Origin of the sequence: Xanthobacter autotrophicus ATCC 700552 (genome assembly GCF_043194565.1) — a bacterium.
GTDB classification, from domain to species: domain Bacteria; phylum Pseudomonadota; class Alphaproteobacteria; order Rhizobiales; family Xanthobacteraceae; genus Xanthobacter; species Xanthobacter autotrophicus_F.
Map to the genome: position 1 here is coordinate 45,114 of NZ_JBAFVS010000014.1, position 15,360 is coordinate 60,473.

The following is a 15,360-nucleotide window of genomic DNA, read 5'->3' on the forward strand; positions in this document are numbered from 1 at the left end:
CGCGATCCAACGGGACAGACGCCTTATCGCCCTCCGGCCCGATCCCTGCAAGGGGGCGGGCGCGCCTCAAAAATCCCGCCGCAGCAACAAGGCATCCGCACCGCCGGCATAATAGCCCCGCCGGCGCCCCACCTCGCGGTAGCCCAGGCGCTCATAAAGCGTGCGCGCGGCCAGGTTGCCGTCCTCCACCTCCAGGAACGAGGTGGAAACCCCCTCGGCGGCAAGGCGCGCCAGATGGTGGGACACCAGCGCCCGGCCGATGCCCCGGCGGCGCCGATCGGTGACCACGGCCACCGTCAGCACCTCGGCTTCCGGCGGCACCACATGGGACAGGATGAAACCCACGGGCGGGCGGCGGACGCCGAGCGTCGCCACATGGGCGCGCACGGCCCGGTCCGACAACAGCCGCTCGAACTCGTCGATGCCCCAGCCGCGGGCGAAGGCGCGGCCATGGATGGCGGCAAGATGCGGCACGTCGGCCGCCACCGCATCGCGCAGCAGCGGCGGGCGGGGCGGGAAGAAGCGTTCGAGAAGACCGATCATCGGCGGGCGACGCGCGCCTTGTCCTGCGGCTTGGCATCGGGCGAGCGCAGATAGAGCGGGCGGGGCTCGGCGGCTTCCGGATCGGCCACGGCACCGAGCCGCGCCACCCAGGCCACATCCGGTGCGGGGGTTTCGTCCACCAGCAGGGGCAGCTGCTCGGCCGGGGGCCAGGCCTCCGCCACCAGGGCCGCGCCCGAGCCCACGAGGCGCACCGCCCCTATGGCTACCGAGCGCGCAGCCTCGCGCACGCTGGTGACGCGCGGGGCGATCAGGGTACGGGCGCCGACGCCGAACATCTGCAGAAAGACATGGCCGTGCCGGGCATCGATGGCGGTGACCACGGGAACCGCATCGTCCTGGGCGAGATAGGGGGCGGCCAGCGCCGCCAGCGTCGTCACCCCCACCACCGGCCGGTTGGCGGTGAGCCCGAACCCACGCGCGGCCGAGAGCCCGACCCGAAGCCCGGTGAAACTGCCGGGCCCGATGGTGACGGCAATGCGCGCGAGATGCTCGAAATCGAGGCCCGCCGCCGCCATCACCTGCTCCACGAGCGGGATCAGCGTCTCGGCGTGACCGCGCTCCATGAGGATCGAATCACCGGCGACAATGCTGTCCGTCTCGGTGTCGAGCACCGCGGCGGAGCAGGCGGCAAGCGCCGTATCTATGGCTAGAACGAACATGAAACCGGGTGCCTCACTCCTCGCCACGATCAACCTAAACCGTGGCGAGGGGAAGCGACCCAGACCGCTTACCTTACAGAAAGGTTAATGGTGATTTACCTTTATACCGCCTGAACCTCGGCAACCTCCGGCACGAAATGCTTGAGAAGGTTCTCGATGCCGTTCTTCAGGGTGGCGGTGGAGGACGGGCAGCCGGAGCACGAGCCCTTCATGTTGAGGAACACGATGCCGTCCTTGAAGCCGCGGAAGGTGATGTCGCCGCCGTCATTGGCCACCGCCGGGCGTACCCGCGTTTCGAGCAGTTCCTTGATGGTGGCGACGATCTCCGCGTCTTTTTCCTCAAAGAACTCGTCCGCATCCGCGGCGTCCGGCTTCACCCCGTCGGAGAGGACCGGGGCGCCGGACATGAAGTGTTCCATGATAGCGCCGAGGATGGCCGGCTTGATCTGGGGCCATTCCGCCTCCGCCTTGGTGACGGTGACGAAATCCGACCCCAGGAACACCCCGGCCACGCCGCGCACGTCGAACAGGCGCTGGGCGAGGGGGGAAAGGTCGGCATCGTCATGCGAGCGCAGGTCGAGGGTGCCTTCGCCCAGCACCGAACGGCCGGGCAGGAACTTCAGGGTTGCCGGGTTCGGCGTGGTTTCCGTCTGAATGAACATGGCTCAATCCTCAAAAGAAAAGCTGCGGGCGGGGCCGCGCGTTTCCTTGAAGATAGGAGGTCGAGCGTGAAACGGAAAGGGTGCCTCGGGAAAGCTCCCGAATTGACACAGGTACGCATCCGTGAAGAACGCGGCAGGAACGGACCGGGCGCGAATCGGATGAGGTGGCAGGTTGCGTGTCTGTTCCCGGGGGCGGGGCCGCTATCCGCTGCCGCCCTGTGTCCCGGTTCTCTGAAAACAAGCGCCCTCGCTCCCTCTCCCGCCTGAACTCGGCTGTTGCCGAGTTCAGCTCCCAAGGACCGAAGCCGGAAACATCCGGCTTCGGGGCGGGAGAGGGTTCGCACCCTGCCCGGTCGGAGCAGCAGATCAAAATTCGGAAACGATCCCGGATCGGGACAGTTCATCCCCCGGCAGGCGAACAGCACCGGAACACAAACGGAGCGAATCGCCCAAACGGTCCTGTTGGCGCTTTGTTCACTCCCGAAACAGCACAGCCGCCACGCCCCGGAGGCGTGACGGCTGCATCTTGCACCACCCATGGAGCACGCAGGCGCGCCCCTCAGGTGTTCATGGAATCGAAGAAATCCGCGTTGGTCTTGGTCTGGCGCAGCTTGTCGAGCAGGAACTCGATGGCGTCCACCGTGCCCATGGGATTGAGGATGCGGCGCAGCACATACATTTTCTTGAGCGTGTCCGCCGGCACCAGAAGCTCTTCCTTGCGGGTGCCCGAGCGGGTGATGTCGATGGCCGGGAACACACGCTTGTCCGAGACCTTGCGGTCGAGGATGACTTCCGAGTTACCGGTGCCCTTGAACTCCTCGAAGATCACCTCATCCATGCGCGAGCCGGTCTCGATCAGCGCCGTGGCGATGATGGTGAGCGAGCCGCCTTCCTCGATATTGCGCGCCGCGCCGAAGAAGCGCTTGGGCCGCTGCAGGGCGTTGGCGTCCACGCCGCCGGTGAGCACCTTGCCGGAGGACGGTACCACCGTATTGTAGGCGCGGCCGAGGCGGGTGATGGAATCCAGCAGGATCACCACGTCGCGCCCGTGTTCCACCAGGCGCTTGGCCTTCTCGATCACCATCTCGGCCACCTGCACGTGGCGCGTGGCGGGTTCGTCGAAGGTGGAGGAGACCACCTCGCCCTTCACGGAGCGCTGCATGTCGGTGACTTCTTCCGGCCGCTCGTCGATGAGCAGCACGATGAGGAAGCATTCCGGGTGATTGGCGGTGATGGACTTGGCAATGTTCTGCAGCAGCACCGTCTTGCCGGTGCGGGGCGGGGCCACGATGAGGCCGCGCTGGCCCTTGCCGATGGGCGCCACGATGTCGATGATGCGCGGCGAGAAATCCTTCTTTCCGACGGTTTCCTCATGCTCCAGCTTGAGGCGCTCGTCGGGATAGAGCGGCGTCAGATTGTCGAAGTTGATCTTGTGCCGCGTCTTCTCGGGGTCTTCGAAATTGATGGTATTGACCTTGAGAAGCGCGAAATACCGTTCGCCTTCCTTCGGCGAACGGATCTGTCCTTCCACCGTATCGCCGGTGCGCAGGCCGAACCGCCGGATCTGGGAGGGAGACACATAGATGTCGTCCGGCCCCGGCAGATAGTTCGCCTCGGGCGAACGCAGGAAGCCGAAGCCGTCCTGGAGCACCTCGACGACGCCTTCGCCAATGATCTCCGTTTCGGTGGCCGCCAGCTGCTTCAGAATGGCGAACATCAGCTCCTGCTTGCGCAGGGTGCTGGCGTTTTCCACCTGGCTCTCCTCGGCAAAGGCGAGGAGTTCGACGGGGGTCTTGGACTTAAGGTCTTGAAGTTTCACTTCCCGCATAAGGGAAAGCCTCGATGAATCTTGAGTATGCCGAAGCCGATCGCAAAGATCAGACATGGCCGGTAGGGGAGGGACGGGGTCGCAGGTCTTCAGGGGAAGCCGGGGCACGCAGCCTGCCGCCTGACACGCCGGCCGGGCCAATGACGGCACCGGACTGAAGGAAGCGCGTTCGCCTGCGTTTAGGAAAGCGTCCCCAAGATAGGCGGGCCGGGAAGGCGGCGCAAGTCCTCCTTCCGGTCAAGGGGGCATCAAAACGGTTTGACCACCACAAGAATGACGATGCCGATCATCAGCAGCGTCGGCACCTCATTGGCAATGCGGAAGAAACGGGCCGGGCGAGTATTTTGGTCCTGTGCGAAGTCCCGCACCCAGCGCGAGAGGGCACCATGGAAGCCGGACAGGGCCAGGACCAGGGCGAACTTGGCGTGGAACCAGCCGGCCATGTACCAGCCGCCCGCATAGGCCAGATACAGCCCGGCGACCCAGGTGACGATCATGGCCGGGTTCATGATGGCCTTCAGCAGCCGCCGTTCCATCACCTTGAAGGTCTCGGATTGCACCGAGCCGGCCGCGGCGGCGCAATGATAGACCATGAGCCGCGGCAAATAGAGCATGCCCGCCATCCAGGAGATGACGGCTATGACGTGCAGTGCCTTGATCCAGCTATATAAATCGTCAGCCATCTTGGTTGGACCTCGGGTCGATCAGCGCGCCCGCCGCACCGCTTCCACCAGCTTCTCCACATGGTCGAGCGGGGTTTCCGGGCGGATGCCGTGGCCGAGATTGAAGATGTGCCGCACCCCGGAGAAATCATCGCGGATACGCGCCACTTCCTCCTCCAGCGCCGCTCCGCCGGCGATGAGGCGCAGCGGATCCAGATTGCCCTGGAGCGCCACACGCCCGGACAGCCGCCGCCGCGCCGCCTGCCGATCCGCCGCCCAATCGAGGCCGATGGCGTTGATGCCGGTATCGGCGAGCCGTTCCAGCGCCTCCAGCGTAGCCCCCTTCGGAAAAGCAATGACGCGCACATGGGGATGCAGCGCCTTCAGCCCCGCGACGATACGGCGCAGCGGTTCGGCACTCCAGCGCTCGAAAGACACGGGATCGAGTACGCCGGCCCAGGTGTCGAAGATCTGCACCGCATCGGCCCCGGCCGCCACCTGGCCCGACAGGTGGACGATGGAAGCCTCCACCAGCCGGTCGATGAGGCTCTGGAACAGAGCTTCGTCCCGCAGGGCCAGCATGCGGGCCGGCGCCTGGTCATCCGTGCCCTGGCCGGCGACCATGTAGGTGGCCACCGTCCAGGGCGCGCCACAAAAACCGATCAGCGCCACCTCAGCCGGAAGCGTCGCGCGGACCATCGCGATGGCCTCGTAGACGGGGTCCACCTTGTCGGGATCGAGCCTATCCTTGAGGGCGCCCACGCCGGCCCGGTCGGTCACCGGCGTCAGGCGCGGGCCTTCCCCGGCCTCAAAGGTGAGACCGACGCCGAGGGCATGAGGCACCACCAGAATGTCCGAAAAGATGATGGCCGCATCGAATCCGTAGCGGCGGATCGGCTGCAGCGTCACCTCGGCGGCAAGCTTCGGCGTGTAGCACAGAGTGAGGAAATCCCCGGCTTGCGCCCGCACGGCGCGATATTCCGGAAGATAGCGCCCCGCCTGCCGCATCATCCAGAGCGGCGGGGGATCGATCGGCGTGCCGTCGAGCACCCGCAGGAAAGGCGATCTTGTCTCAGGAGCGCGGTTCATCCCGTCCCTTCAATCTAATAGAATCTTTTAAAGAGAGAGAGTCTTTGGAGTCTTAACGGTTGATTAACGATGTGAGCGACACTCGACAACCGGTCCACAGGCATGCCCCGTCCGGAAGGCTCACTTGCCGCGGGTGCGAAGCCGGCGAAAGGCCGGTTAACAAAGGATTAACGCGGGGGTCCCGGAGCGGCGTCCACATGGACGCACAGGGGGCTCCCGGATTTCGTCCCGCACGGTCTGGGTGTGGATGGATTTCGGGGTTATCCAGAGCCCGCACTTGCACGGCGCCATTGGGCGTGCCTTTTTCAACAGGGTTCCACAGGAGCGGTGGATAGCTGTGAATCCGAAAACGCCCGGCGAGAGTTACTTCCACCTGCACCTGGTTTCCGATGCCACGGGCGAAACCCTCATCAATGTGGGACGGGCGGCCTGCGCGCAGTATGCGAACGTGCTGCCCATCGAGCACGTCTATCCGCTCATCCGCTCCATGAAGCAGCTCGAGCGCGTGCTGAACGAGGTGGAGAGCAATCCCGGCATCGTGCTCTACACGCTGGTGGACAAGGAGATTCGCGAGCGGCTGAAGCAGCGCTGCCGTGAGCTGGGTGTGCCCTATTTGTCGGTGCTGGCGCCGGTGGTGCAGCTGTTCCAGTCCTATCTCGGCGGCAGCCCGACCCCGCGCGTGGGTGGGCAGCATTCGCTGGATGCCAATTATTTCAAGCGCATCGATGCGCTGAACTACACCGTCATGCACGACGACGGGCACATGACGGACGACCTGGAAAGCGCCGACGTGGTGCTGCTCGGCGTGTCCCGCACCTCCAAGACGCCCACGTCCATCTATCTTGCCAATCGCGGCATCAAGACCGCCAACATCCCGCTGGTGCCCGGCGTGCCCTTGCCACCGGGTGTGGAGAAGCTGAAGAAGCCCCTCGTCGTGGGCCTGGTGGCCAGTCCGGAGCGCATTGTCGAGATCCGCCAGAACCGCCTTCTGGGGCTCAATGCGGCCAATCTGGGTGCGTCCTACGTGGACCGGGAGGCTGTGAACGAGGAGATCACCCTGTCGCGGCGCCTGTGCGCCCGCAACGGCTGGCCCCTCATCGATGTCACCCGCCGCTCGGTGGAAGAGACCGCGGCGACCATCTATGCGCTCTACAGCGAGCGCCGGCGCCGGGCCATCGCCGAGACCTGAGACCATCAGCCTTTTGCCTTCGACCGATGCCAAGTGGGTCCGATCCACAACTCGGGTGTTCCCGAGTTGTGGATGTTAAAGCCGGAGCCGGGCGCCGCGCGGGCTTGACCAATGGCCCATGAGACAGGCTCATGCGCCATTGGTATGAGACGAGAGCACAGCTTGCACCCCGGCCGGCTTTGAGGGAAACCCACAGGCATCGGCCCCGGCCGGAGCGCGGCAGCAGAGGGAGATATGCTCGTGTGGCGTGGTGAACAGCCGCTCGTCCTGGCATCCAAGAGCGCGACGCGCCTGACCCTTCTGGTCCATGCGGGCGTTCCGGTGGAAACGGTGGCCGCGGAGGTGGACGAGCGGTCGATCCAGGCGGATGCGGGCGCGGTCGATCCCGCCGGCATCGCCGTGATCCTGTCCCGGGCGAAGGCGCTTGCCGGATCGCATGCGGCCCCGGGGCGCCTGGTGCTGGGCGCGGACCAGACCCTGGCGCTGGGGGCGAAGATCTACCACAAGCCGGTCAGCATCGAGGCGGCACGCCTGCAGCTCCAGGAGCTTGCGGGCCAGACCCATGCCCTGCATTCGGCGGTGGCGGTGGCCCGCGACGGCGAGATCCTGTTCGAGACGGTGGTCAGCGCCTTTCTCACCATGCGGCCGTTGAGCGACGAGGCGTTGACCACCTACATCACGGCGGCCGGGCCGCGGGTGCTCACGTCCGTGGGCGCCTACCAGCTGGAATCCGTGGGCGTGCATCTGTTCACGCGGGTGGATGGGGACCATTTCACCATCCTCGGCCTGCCGCTGCTCCAGCTTTTGCCTTTCTTCCGGGAACAGGGACTTTTGCCGTGACGGTGCGGGTCTGCATCACCGGCTCGCCGGTCAGTTATTCCCGCTCTCCGCTGCTCCACGGCTATTGGCTGAAGGCCTATGGCATCGACGGGGACTATGGCCGGGAGGAAGTCCCTCCGGCGCAGGCGGCGGATTTCTACCGCAGCCTCGCGGCGCGGGGCTATGCCGGCTGCAACGTGACGGCACCCAACAAGGAAATTGCCTTCTCCGTCCTCGATGAGGCGGACGAGAGCGCTGCGGCCCTGGGGTCCGCCAATACCCTGTGGCTCGATGACGGCCGGCTGTGCGGTGCCAGTACCGACGGCTACGGCTTCATCGCCAATCTGGATGCCGCCGTTCCGGGTTGGGATGGGGAGCGAAAGCTGGCGCTGGTGCTGGGTGCGGGCGGCGCATCCCGGGCCATCGTCCATGCGCTGGTTGAGCGCGGGTTCGAGCGGGTGGTGCTGGCCAATCGCACGCTGGAGCGGGCCGAGGCCATCGCCTCGCTGTTCGGCAAGACGGTGGTCCCGCTGGCCTTCGACAAGGCGGCCGACGTGATGGCGGATGCCGATATTCTGGTGAATTGCACCTCGCTCGGCATGAAGGGCGCGGCGCCGCTCACCCTTGATCTGTCGCGTCTTAGGCCCGAAGCGGTGGTGAGTGACATCGTCTATGTGCCGCTCATCACCCCGTTGCTGAAGACCGCGGCGGAGCAGGGATTTCGCACGGTGGATGGCCTTGGCATGCTGTTGCATCAGGGCGTGCCCGGATTCGCGCGCTGGTTCGGCGTGCGGCCCGAGGTCACCGCCGAGCTGCGCGATCTGCTGATTGCCGATCTCAGGGCCACGGGCCAGCTGGAGGCGTGACGCCATGTGGGTCCTCGGTCTCACCGGCTCCATCGGCATGGGCAAGTCGGCCACGGCGCGGCTGTTCCGGACCATGGGCGTGCCGGTGCATGACGCGGATGCCTGCGTGCACGCGCTCTATCGGGGGGCGGCGGTCGCACCGGTGGAGGCGGCGTTTCCCGGGGTGACGCGGGAGGGCGCCATCGACCGCGCTGCGCTGGGCGCGCGGGTGCTCGCCGACCCTGAGGCCATGCGGCGATTGGAAGCCATTGTTCACCCACTGGTCCGGGCGGAGGAAGAAACCTTCCTTGCGAAGGCGCGGTCGGCGGGGGCGCGACTGGTGGTGCTGGACATTCCGCTGCTGTTCGAGACCGGCGGCACCGGACGCGTCGATGCGGTCGCTGTGGTCAGCGCGCCGAAAGCTGTGCAGCGTGCCCGTGTGCTGGAGCGGGCCGGCATGACGGAAGCGAAATTTGAGGCCATTGTGGGCAAGCAGATGCCGGACGTTGAAAAGCGTCGGCGCGCGCATTTCGTCATCGACACCGGCCGGGGCTTCCCGGCGGCGGCCCATCAGGTGGCCGGCATCGTGCGGGCGCTGTCGGGGCCGGGGCGCCGCGTCGCCGGCTGAGGTTGGGGGAACGCCTATGCGCGAGATCGTGCTCGACACCGAGACCACCGGCCTTGAAGCCTTTGGCGGCGACCGGCTGGTGGAGATCGGCTGCGTGGAGATGGTCAACCGCATCCTCACCGGCACGGTGTTCCACGTCTATATCAACCCTGAGCGCGACATGCCGGTGGAGGCCTTCAACGTCCATGGCCTGTCCGCTGAATTCTTGTCGGATAAGCCGAAATTCAAGGATGTTGCCGACGAATTCCTGACTTTCATTGCCGATGATACTTTGGTGATCCACAACGCGGCCTTCGACATCGGCTTTCTCAACGCGGAGCTGGACCGCCTCGGCCGGTCGGCTATCGCCCGCGACCGGGTGGTGGACACGCTGGCGCTGGCGCGACGCAAGCATCCCGGTGGCGGCAATCGCCTCGACGATTTGATGAACCGCTATGGCATCGACAGCTCGCGCCGGGTGAAGCACGGCGCGCTGCTGGATGCCGAGCTTCTGGCCGAGGTCTATGGCGAACTGCTCGGCGGCAAGCAGGCGAGCCTCATCGGCCTGGTGGAGGATTCCAGCGAGGCGCCGCGGCTGGTGGTCGCCGCCCAGGCGGCGCATCCCCGGCCCGTCCCGCTCGCCCCGCGCCTGACCGCCGCCGAGGCGGAAGCCCATGCGGCCTTCGTCGCCGGCATGGGCGAGAAGGCGCTCTGGCTGAAATATGCCGACGCGCCGCCAGTGGAGAAAACGGGGAGCTGAGGGCGCTGAAGTCTACCCGTTTCACGCTATTACAACCATAAATCAACCAAAGGTTGATCGCTTGGGAAGCCCGTGGGCGGGCAATTGCCCTCTCGTCCGATCCATTCTTCATCCCGAGAAAACCTCCCGCAGGAGGTTTTCTGACGCGATTTGAAGAGGGGTCGGTCCCGGCGTCTCGAAAATTGGCGCCTCAACCGATCATTTCGCCCACCGCCGCCGCGATTTGGGCCGGATCACTCACCGGCAGCGAACAGCGCTCCCCCACGCAGACGAAAGCCGCCCCTTCCGCCGGCGCGGAGGCGATCCGGGCCGCCATCACGCTGCCGGATGGCACGTCGTCGCCCGCCCGCGCCACCACCCGCAGCGGGAACGGCACCTTGAGCGCGGCTATCGCAAGCGCCGCGCCGTTTGCTCCCACCGCCACGATCTCGGCGAGGCCCAGACGGGTGTCGATGGCATTCAGCGTGGCACCATGGGCGAGCACATTCTTCGCCGTGGCGCCGGAAACACCGGCCAGCACCCGGTCGGCCCGCGCCCTCAGTTCATCGTTTCCGGTGAGCGCGGCGAGGCGGATAAGGGCGTCGGCCGCCACCGCATTGGAGTTGGGCACCGCCTCGTCATGGGTCGCGAGCGGCCGCACGATGAGGCTGTCGCCATCGTCCGCCGTGAGGAAATAGGCCCCGGTCTCGGGGTCGCGATGGTGGGTTTCCAGCACGTCCAGGAAGTGCGCGGCGTGGGCCAGCGGCTCGGGCGCACCCGTCGCCTCATGGAGCGCGATGCCGGCGCGGGCCATGGCGGCGAGGTCGCAGGCGAGGCCCGGCAGCACGATCTTGCTTCCGCACCAGGAATGGGCGAGGCGTCCGTCCACCACCATGTGCGTCACCACGGCGTCAAAGGCGCGCTGTGCCAGCGCCACCCATTCGGCCTCGCCGAGGAAGCCGCCGGCCCGCGCCAAAGCCGCGATCATCAGGCCGTTCCAGTCCGCCAGCACCTTGTCGTCCCGGCCCGGACGCACCCGTTTTTCCCGCGCCAGAAGCAGCTTTTCGCGCAGGGGAACAAGGCGCGCCTCGTCCTCCGCACTCACCACGCCGGCCTCGGTGCGGTTGAGAATGTTGCCCACCTCCCAGTTACCGGCGCGGGTCACATCATAGAAGCGGTTGAAGAAGGCGGCGTCCTCCGCGCCCAGAACGGCGACGATCTCGGCCTCGCTCCACACATAGAAGCGGCCTTCGTGGCCCTCGCTGTCGGCGTCCAGGCTCGCGGCGAAGGCGCCTTCGGGGGTCAGCATCTCCCGCTTCAGCCAGCCCACCGTCTCACGCGCGCGGGTGAGGAAGAGCGCATCGCGGGTGTCGGAATAGGCCAGCGCCAGCAATTCCATGAGCAGCGCATTGTCGTAGAGCATCTTCTCGAAGTGCGGGACGAACCAGATCTCGTCCACGGAATAGCGGGCAAAGCCGCCGCCGAGATGATCATAGATACCCCCCTCGCACATGCGGTTGAGGGTGAGGGAGACGATGGCCTTCAGCTGGTCGTCCTTGCGGCGCGTGCCGACCCGCCACAGGAATTCCAGCAGTCCGGACTGGGGGAATTTCGGCGCCCCCTTCAACCCGCCATGGACGGGATCGAACATGGCGGGCAGGCGCGCGGCTGCGTCGTTCAGGTCGTCCCGGCCGATGGCGGCGCCGGCCACGGGCGCGGCGGCCTTCTTCAGCCGGGCGAGGATGGTGGCGGTGTTCTTCTCCACCTTGTCCTTGCTTTCGGTGAAGACGGTGGAGACCTGCCGCAGCACGTCGGTGAAGCCGGGGCGCCCATAGCTGGCGGTGGGGGGGAAATAGGTGCCGCCCCAGAACGGTTGCCCCTCCGGATCAAGGAACATGGTGAGCGGCCAGCCGCCACTCTGGCCCAGCTGCTGGAGCGCGGACATGTAGATCTGGTCCACGTCCGGCCGCTCTTCCCGGTCCACCTTGATGTTCACGAACAGGGCGTTCATGAGCCCCGCCACGTCCGCATTCTCGAAGCTCTCGTGGGCCATCACATGGCACCAATGGCACGCCGCATAGCCCACCGAGAGGAGGATGGGCTTGCCCGTGGCCTTCGCCTCCGCGAACGCCTCCGGCCCCCACGGCCACCAGTGCACCGGATTATCCTTGTGCTGGAGCAGATAAGGGCTGGTCTCGCGGGAGAGGCGGTTCTCGCTCATGATCTTTAAAATCCCTCGGCTGACGCCGGCTTTGGTGGCAATGGAGGTGGGCGACGAAAGGTTCAGGCAATGAATGGCGCATGGTCCGCCATCTGCCCGCGCCGTGCAAATCCGTCGCCAGTTTGGGAAGGCCAGTTTGGGAAGGCCAGTTTGGGAAGGCACGCCATGACCGACACCATCTTCGCCCTCTCGTCGGGCCGCCTGCCGGCCGGCGTGGCGGTGCTGCGCCTCAGCGGCCCCCACGCGGCGGCGGCCGTGCTGGCCCTGTGCGGCGTGCTGCCCCCGCCCCGCCTCGCCCGCTATGGCGCTCTCAATGACCCCAGGACCGGGGAGGCGCTGGACCGGGGCCTCATCCTGTTCTTCCCCGGCCCCAACAGCGCCACGGGGGAGGATGTGGCCGAGCTTCATCTCCATGGCGGCCGTGCGGTGGTGGCGGCGGTGCTGCGGGCGCTCGCCACCCTCCCCGGCCTGCGAGCGGCGGAGGCGGGCGAGTTCACCCGCCGCGCCCATGCCAACGGCAAGCTGGATCTAGCTGAAGTGGAGGGCCTCGCCGACCTGGTGGCGGCGGAGAGCGAGGCCCAGCGGAGGCAGGCGCTGGCGCTGGCCTCCGGCGCCCTCTCCCGCCGGGTGGAGGACTGGCGCGTGGGGCTCGTCTCCGCTTTGGCGCTGATCGAGGCCGGTATCGACTTTTCCGACGAGAGCGATGTGTCGGGCGAGGTCACGACGGATGCCATCGCCCTCCTTGCCCGGCTGAAGGACGATCTGTTTGCCGCGCTCATGGACGCGGCGCGGGGCGAGCGGGTGCGCGACGGGCTGGTGGTGGCCATTTCCGGCCCGCCCAATGCCGGCAAGTCCACCCTGCTGAACCGTCTGGCGGGGCGGGAAGCGGCCATCGTTTCCGACCTCCCGGGCACCACCCGCGACGTGCTGGAGGTGCATCTGGAGCTGGCCGGGCAGGCGGTCACCCTGCTGGACACGGCCGGCCTGCGTGAGACTTCAGACCTTGTGGAAGCCGAAGGCGTGCGCCGCGCGCTGGCACGGGCGGAGGGGGCGGATGTGGTGCTCTGGCTCTGCGACACCGGCTCGCAGCCGCCCCCTGCCCTCGGCCACGCGGTGAAAGTGCGCACCAAGACCGATCGGGACGACACCATTCCCGAAGGCTGGATCGGCATTTCCGCCGCCACAGGCGCGGGTGTCGAAGCCCTCATCGTTAGGCTGGAACAAGAGGCGGACCAGTTGGGCGGACGCGAGCCGGCGCTCATCACCCGCGAGCGTCAGCGGCGCGCGCTGGAGGTGGCCACGCTCCATCTGGAACGGGCGCTGGGCGACTTCGGCGGCCACGAGGAATTGCGGGCCGAGGACGTGCGCCTGGCGGTGCGGGCGCTGGACCAGCTCATCGGCCGGGTGGACGTGGAGGATGTTCTGGACGCCCTCTTCAGCACCTTCTGCATCGGGAAATGAGGGCGCGCCCGGCTCGGACAATGTTTCACGTGAAACATCCGGCGCTGCGGCCTTGACGGCGCCGGAAAGTGGGCGTTTCCAGAAGGGGCGGCATGGGCCGCTCTTCTGCCCCGGGTGAGAATGACCGAAACCCTTTCAGCGAATGCCTTCGACGTGATCGTGGTGGGCGGTGGCCATGCGGGATGCGAGGCTGCCGCCGCGTCCGCGCGCACCGGCGCGCGCACGGCGCTGCTCACCCATTCCCGCGCCACCATCGGCGCCATGTCCTGTAATCCCGCCATCGGCGGACTGGGCAAGGGCCATCTGGTGCGGGAGATTGATGCGCTGGACGGCCTCATGGGGCGGGTGGCGGACCAGGGCGGCATCCAGTTTCGCGTGCTCAACCGCCGCAAGGGTCCCGCCGTGCGGGGACCCCGCGCGCAGGCCGACCGCAAGCTCTATGCCCGCGCCATGCAGGCGGCGCTGGCCGCGCAGGATGGCCTCACCCTCGTCGAGGGGGAGGCGGATGACCTTCTGGTGGACGGCGGCCGCATCACCGGCGTGCGTCTCGCCGATGGGCGGGACTTGTCCTGCAGCGCGGTGGTGCTCACCACCGGCACCTTTCTCAACGGCCTCATCCACATGGGCGAGGTGAGCTATCCCGCCGGGCGCATGGGCGAGAAGCCGGCGCTGGGCCTCTCCCCTGCCCTCGCGCGCCTCGGCTTCGCCCTCGGCCGGCTGAAGACCGGCACGCCGGCCCGCCTCGATGGCCGCACCATCGATTGGGCGAGCCTGGAGATGCAGCCCGGCGATGATCGGCCCGAGCCGTTCTCGGCCCTCACCACGCGGCTACCCAACCCCCAGGTGGAGTGCGGCATCACCCGCACCACGGACGCGACCCATGCGCTGATCCGGGCCAACCTGTCGCGCTCGGCCATGTATTCCGGCCGCATCGAGAGCAGCGGCCCGCGCTATTGCCCGTCCATCGAGGACAAGATCGTCCGCTTCGGCGATCGCGACGGCCACCAGATCTTCCTGGAGCCCGAGGGGCTGGACGATCCCACCGTCTATCCCAACGGCCTGTCCACCTCCCTTCCCGCCGAGGTGCAGACCGCCTTCCTGCGCACCATCCCCGGTCTGGAACGGGTGGCGGTGCTGCGGCCGGGATACGCCATCGAATACGACCATGTGGACCCGCGTGAGCTCGGCCCCACATTGGAGGCCAAGCGCGTGGCCGGGCTGTTCCTCGCCGGCCAGATCAACGGCACCACCGGCTATGAGGAAGCTGCGGCCCAGGGGCTGCTCGCCGGCCTCAATGCGGCGCGGCGCGCCGGCGGGGCCGACGGGACCGTGTTTGATCGGGCGGAGGCCTATCTCGGGGTGATGGTGGATGATCTCGTCACCCGCGGGGTGAGCGAGCCCTATCGCATGTTCACCTCCCGCGCCGAATATCGCCTGACGCTGCGGGCGGACAATGCGGACCAGCGGCTCACCCGTCGGGGCGAAGCGCTGGGCCTCATCGGGGCGGAGCGCTCCGTCCATTTCGCCCGCCGCAGCGCGGCGCTGGAAGAAGTGCGGGCGCTGGCGGAAAGCCTCAGCCTCACACCCACGGAAGGGGCGCGGCACGGCCTCAGCGTCAATCGCGACGGGCAGCGGCGCACCGCGTTCGACCTCCTGGCCTATCCGGACATCGGCATGGCGCGGCTCGGCGCCATCTGGCCGCAGCTGGCGGGGCTTGATCCGGCGGTGGCCGAGCAGGTGGAGATCGACGCCAAATACGCCGTCTACCTCAACCGGCAGGCGGCGGACATTTCCATGCTGCGCCGGGACGAGCAATTGAGCCTGCCGGATGATCTGGCTTACGCGGATCTGCCGGGCCTCTCCAACGAGCTGAAGCAGAAGCTCGCCCGCATCCGCCCGCGCACCGTGGGGCAGGCGGGACGCATGGAGGGCATGACGCCCGCGGCCCTCGCTTTGCTCGCCACCCATGCGCGGCGGGCCGGGGCAGGTGGCTGATGGCCTGCCTGTGGATCATG

At 67.2% G+C, this 15,360-nt stretch carries 14 protein-coding genes; 7 read left to right on the forward strand and 7 right to left on the reverse strand.

Annotated elements, in window-relative coordinates; all coding sequences use genetic code 11:
- Nucleotides 1–66: 66 nt before the first annotated feature.
- The 6 genes from V5F48_RS15610 to hemE form a co-directional block, all read right to left on the reverse strand.
- Nucleotides 67–543 carry a GNAT family N-acetyltransferase gene (locus V5F48_RS15610; protein WP_394259436.1) on the reverse strand — a complete coding sequence of 159 codons (477 nt, stop codon included), beginning with the start codon at nucleotides 541–543 and terminating at the stop codon, nucleotides 67–69.
- On the reverse strand, nucleotides 540–1,223 hold the full coding sequence (tsaB, locus tag V5F48_RS15615; RefSeq protein ID WP_394259437.1) for a tRNA (adenosine(37)-N6)-threonylcarbamoyltransferase complex dimerization subunit type 1 TsaB: 684 nt from the start codon (nucleotides 1,221–1,223) through the stop codon (nucleotides 540–542). Before tsaB ends, V5F48_RS15610 begins: the two co-directional genes overlap by 4 nt.
- A 101-nt stretch (nucleotides 1,224–1,324) precedes the next feature.
- Nucleotides 1,325–1,885, reverse strand: a complete 561-nt coding sequence (locus V5F48_RS15620; RefSeq protein ID WP_394259438.1) for a NifU family protein — start codon at nucleotides 1,883–1,885, stop codon at nucleotides 1,325–1,327.
- Between the two features lie 559 nt (nucleotides 1,886–2,444).
- The gene (gene rho, locus V5F48_RS15625; protein WP_394259507.1) at nucleotides 2,445–3,770 is read right to left on the reverse strand and encodes a transcription termination factor Rho; all 1,326 of its coding nucleotides are present in this window, start codon (nucleotides 3,768–3,770) and stop codon (nucleotides 2,445–2,447) included.
- Nucleotides 3,771–3,961: 191 nt separating this feature from the next.
- Complete coding sequence (gene hemJ / locus V5F48_RS15630; RefSeq protein ID WP_394259439.1) at nucleotides 3,962–4,396, reverse strand: protoporphyrinogen oxidase HemJ; 435 nt, start codon at nucleotides 4,394–4,396, stop codon at nucleotides 3,962–3,964.
- Between the two features lie 21 nt (nucleotides 4,397–4,417).
- Nucleotides 4,418–5,464 (reverse strand): uroporphyrinogen decarboxylase, encoded by a 1,047-nt coding sequence (gene hemE / locus V5F48_RS15635; protein WP_394259440.1) that lies wholly within the window; start codon nucleotides 5,462–5,464, stop codon nucleotides 4,418–4,420.
- A 337-nt stretch (nucleotides 5,465–5,801) separates the two neighbouring features.
- Here hemE and V5F48_RS15640 point away from each other — a divergent pair, with 337 nt between their 5' ends.
- The 5 genes from V5F48_RS15640 (at nucleotide 5,802) to dnaQ (ending at nucleotide 9,684) form a co-directional block, all read left to right on the forward strand.
- The gene (locus tag V5F48_RS15640; protein WP_394259441.1) at nucleotides 5,802–6,653 is read left to right on the forward strand and encodes a pyruvate, water dikinase regulatory protein; all 852 of its coding nucleotides are present in this window, start codon (nucleotides 5,802–5,804) and stop codon (nucleotides 6,651–6,653) included.
- 234 nt (nucleotides 6,654–6,887) lie between these two features.
- The gene (locus tag V5F48_RS15645; RefSeq protein ID WP_394108660.1) at nucleotides 6,888–7,493 is read left to right on the forward strand and encodes a Maf family protein; all 606 of its coding nucleotides are present in this window, start codon (nucleotides 6,888–6,890) and stop codon (nucleotides 7,491–7,493) included.
- Entirely contained in the window at nucleotides 7,490–8,338 is an 849-nt protein-coding gene (locus tag V5F48_RS15650; RefSeq protein WP_394259442.1) for a shikimate dehydrogenase, read from the forward strand. Before V5F48_RS15645 ends, V5F48_RS15650 begins: the two co-directional genes overlap by 4 nt.
- Nucleotides 8,339–8,342: 4 nt before the next feature.
- A complete protein-coding gene (gene coaE / locus V5F48_RS15655) occupies nucleotides 8,343–8,945 on the forward strand; it encodes a dephospho-CoA kinase (protein WP_394259443.1) in 603 nt (200 codons plus the stop codon).
- A gap of 16 nt (nucleotides 8,946–8,961) precedes the next feature.
- Nucleotides 8,962–9,684 carry a DNA polymerase III subunit epsilon gene (gene dnaQ, locus V5F48_RS15660; protein WP_394259444.1) on the forward strand — a complete coding sequence of 241 codons (723 nt, stop codon included), beginning with the start codon at nucleotides 8,962–8,964 and terminating at the stop codon, nucleotides 9,682–9,684.
- Nucleotides 9,685–9,874: 190 nt separating this feature from the next.
- On the opposite strand, the gene V5F48_RS15665 is transcribed toward dnaQ, so the two are convergent.
- Nucleotides 9,875–11,884 carry a thioredoxin domain-containing protein gene (locus V5F48_RS15665; RefSeq protein ID WP_394259445.1) on the reverse strand — a complete coding sequence of 670 codons (2,010 nt, stop codon included), beginning with the start codon at nucleotides 11,882–11,884 and terminating at the stop codon, nucleotides 9,875–9,877.
- A 165-nt stretch (nucleotides 11,885–12,049) separates the two neighbouring features.
- Between V5F48_RS15665 and mnmE the strand changes: the two genes are divergently transcribed.
- On the forward strand, nucleotides 12,050–13,345 hold the full coding sequence (gene mnmE, locus V5F48_RS15670; RefSeq protein ID WP_394259446.1) for a tRNA uridine-5-carboxymethylaminomethyl(34) synthesis GTPase MnmE: 1,296 nt from the start codon (nucleotides 12,050–12,052) through the stop codon (nucleotides 13,343–13,345).
- Nucleotides 13,346–13,465: 120 nt separating this feature from the next.
- Nucleotides 13,466–15,340 (forward strand): tRNA uridine-5-carboxymethylaminomethyl(34) synthesis enzyme MnmG, encoded by a 1,875-nt coding sequence (gene mnmG / locus V5F48_RS15675; RefSeq protein ID WP_394259447.1) that lies wholly within the window; start codon nucleotides 13,466–13,468, stop codon nucleotides 15,338–15,340.
- Nucleotides 15,341–15,360 lie beyond the last annotated feature (20 nt).

Excerpts from the sequence above, each read along its gene's own strand:
- V5F48_RS15620 (WP_394259438.1), bottom strand. The coding sequence starts at position 1,885 with ATGTTCATTCAGACGGAAACCACGCCGAACCCGGCAACCCTGAAGTTC.
- rho (WP_394259507.1), bottom strand. The coding sequence starts at position 3,770 with ATGTCTGATCTTTGCGATCGGCTTCGGCATACTCAAGATTCATCGAGG.
- hemE (WP_394259440.1), bottom strand. The coding sequence starts at position 5,464 with ATGAACCGCGCTCCTGAGACAAGATCGCCTTTCCTGCGGGTGCTCGAC.
- hemJ (WP_394259439.1), bottom strand. The coding sequence starts at position 4,396 with ATGGCTGACGATTTATATAGCTGGATCAAGGCACTGCACGTCATAGCC.
- V5F48_RS15665 (WP_394259445.1), bottom strand. The coding sequence starts at position 11,884 with ATGAGCGAGAACCGCCTCTCCCGCGAGACCAGCCCTTATCTGCTCCAG.
- mnmG (WP_394259447.1), top strand. The coding sequence starts at position 13,466 with ATGACCGAAACCCTTTCAGCGAATGCCTTCGACGTGATCGTGGTGGGC.
- dnaQ (WP_394259444.1), top strand. The coding sequence starts at position 8,962 with ATGCGCGAGATCGTGCTCGACACCGAGACCACCGGCCTTGAAGCCTTT.
- mnmE (WP_394259446.1), top strand. The coding sequence starts at position 12,050 with ATGACCGACACCATCTTCGCCCTCTCGTCGGGCCGCCTGCCGGCCGGC.
- V5F48_RS15610 (WP_394259436.1), bottom strand. The coding sequence starts at position 543 with ATGATCGGTCTTCTCGAACGCTTCTTCCCGCCCCGCCCGCCGCTGCTG.
- coaE (WP_394259443.1), top strand. The coding sequence starts at position 8,343 with ATGTGGGTCCTCGGTCTCACCGGCTCCATCGGCATGGGCAAGTCGGCC.
- tsaB (WP_394259437.1), bottom strand. The coding sequence starts at position 1,223 with ATGTTCGTTCTAGCCATAGATACGGCGCTTGCCGCCTGCTCCGCCGCG.
- V5F48_RS15645 (WP_394108660.1), top strand. The coding sequence starts at position 6,888 with ATGCTCGTGTGGCGTGGTGAACAGCCGCTCGTCCTGGCATCCAAGAGC.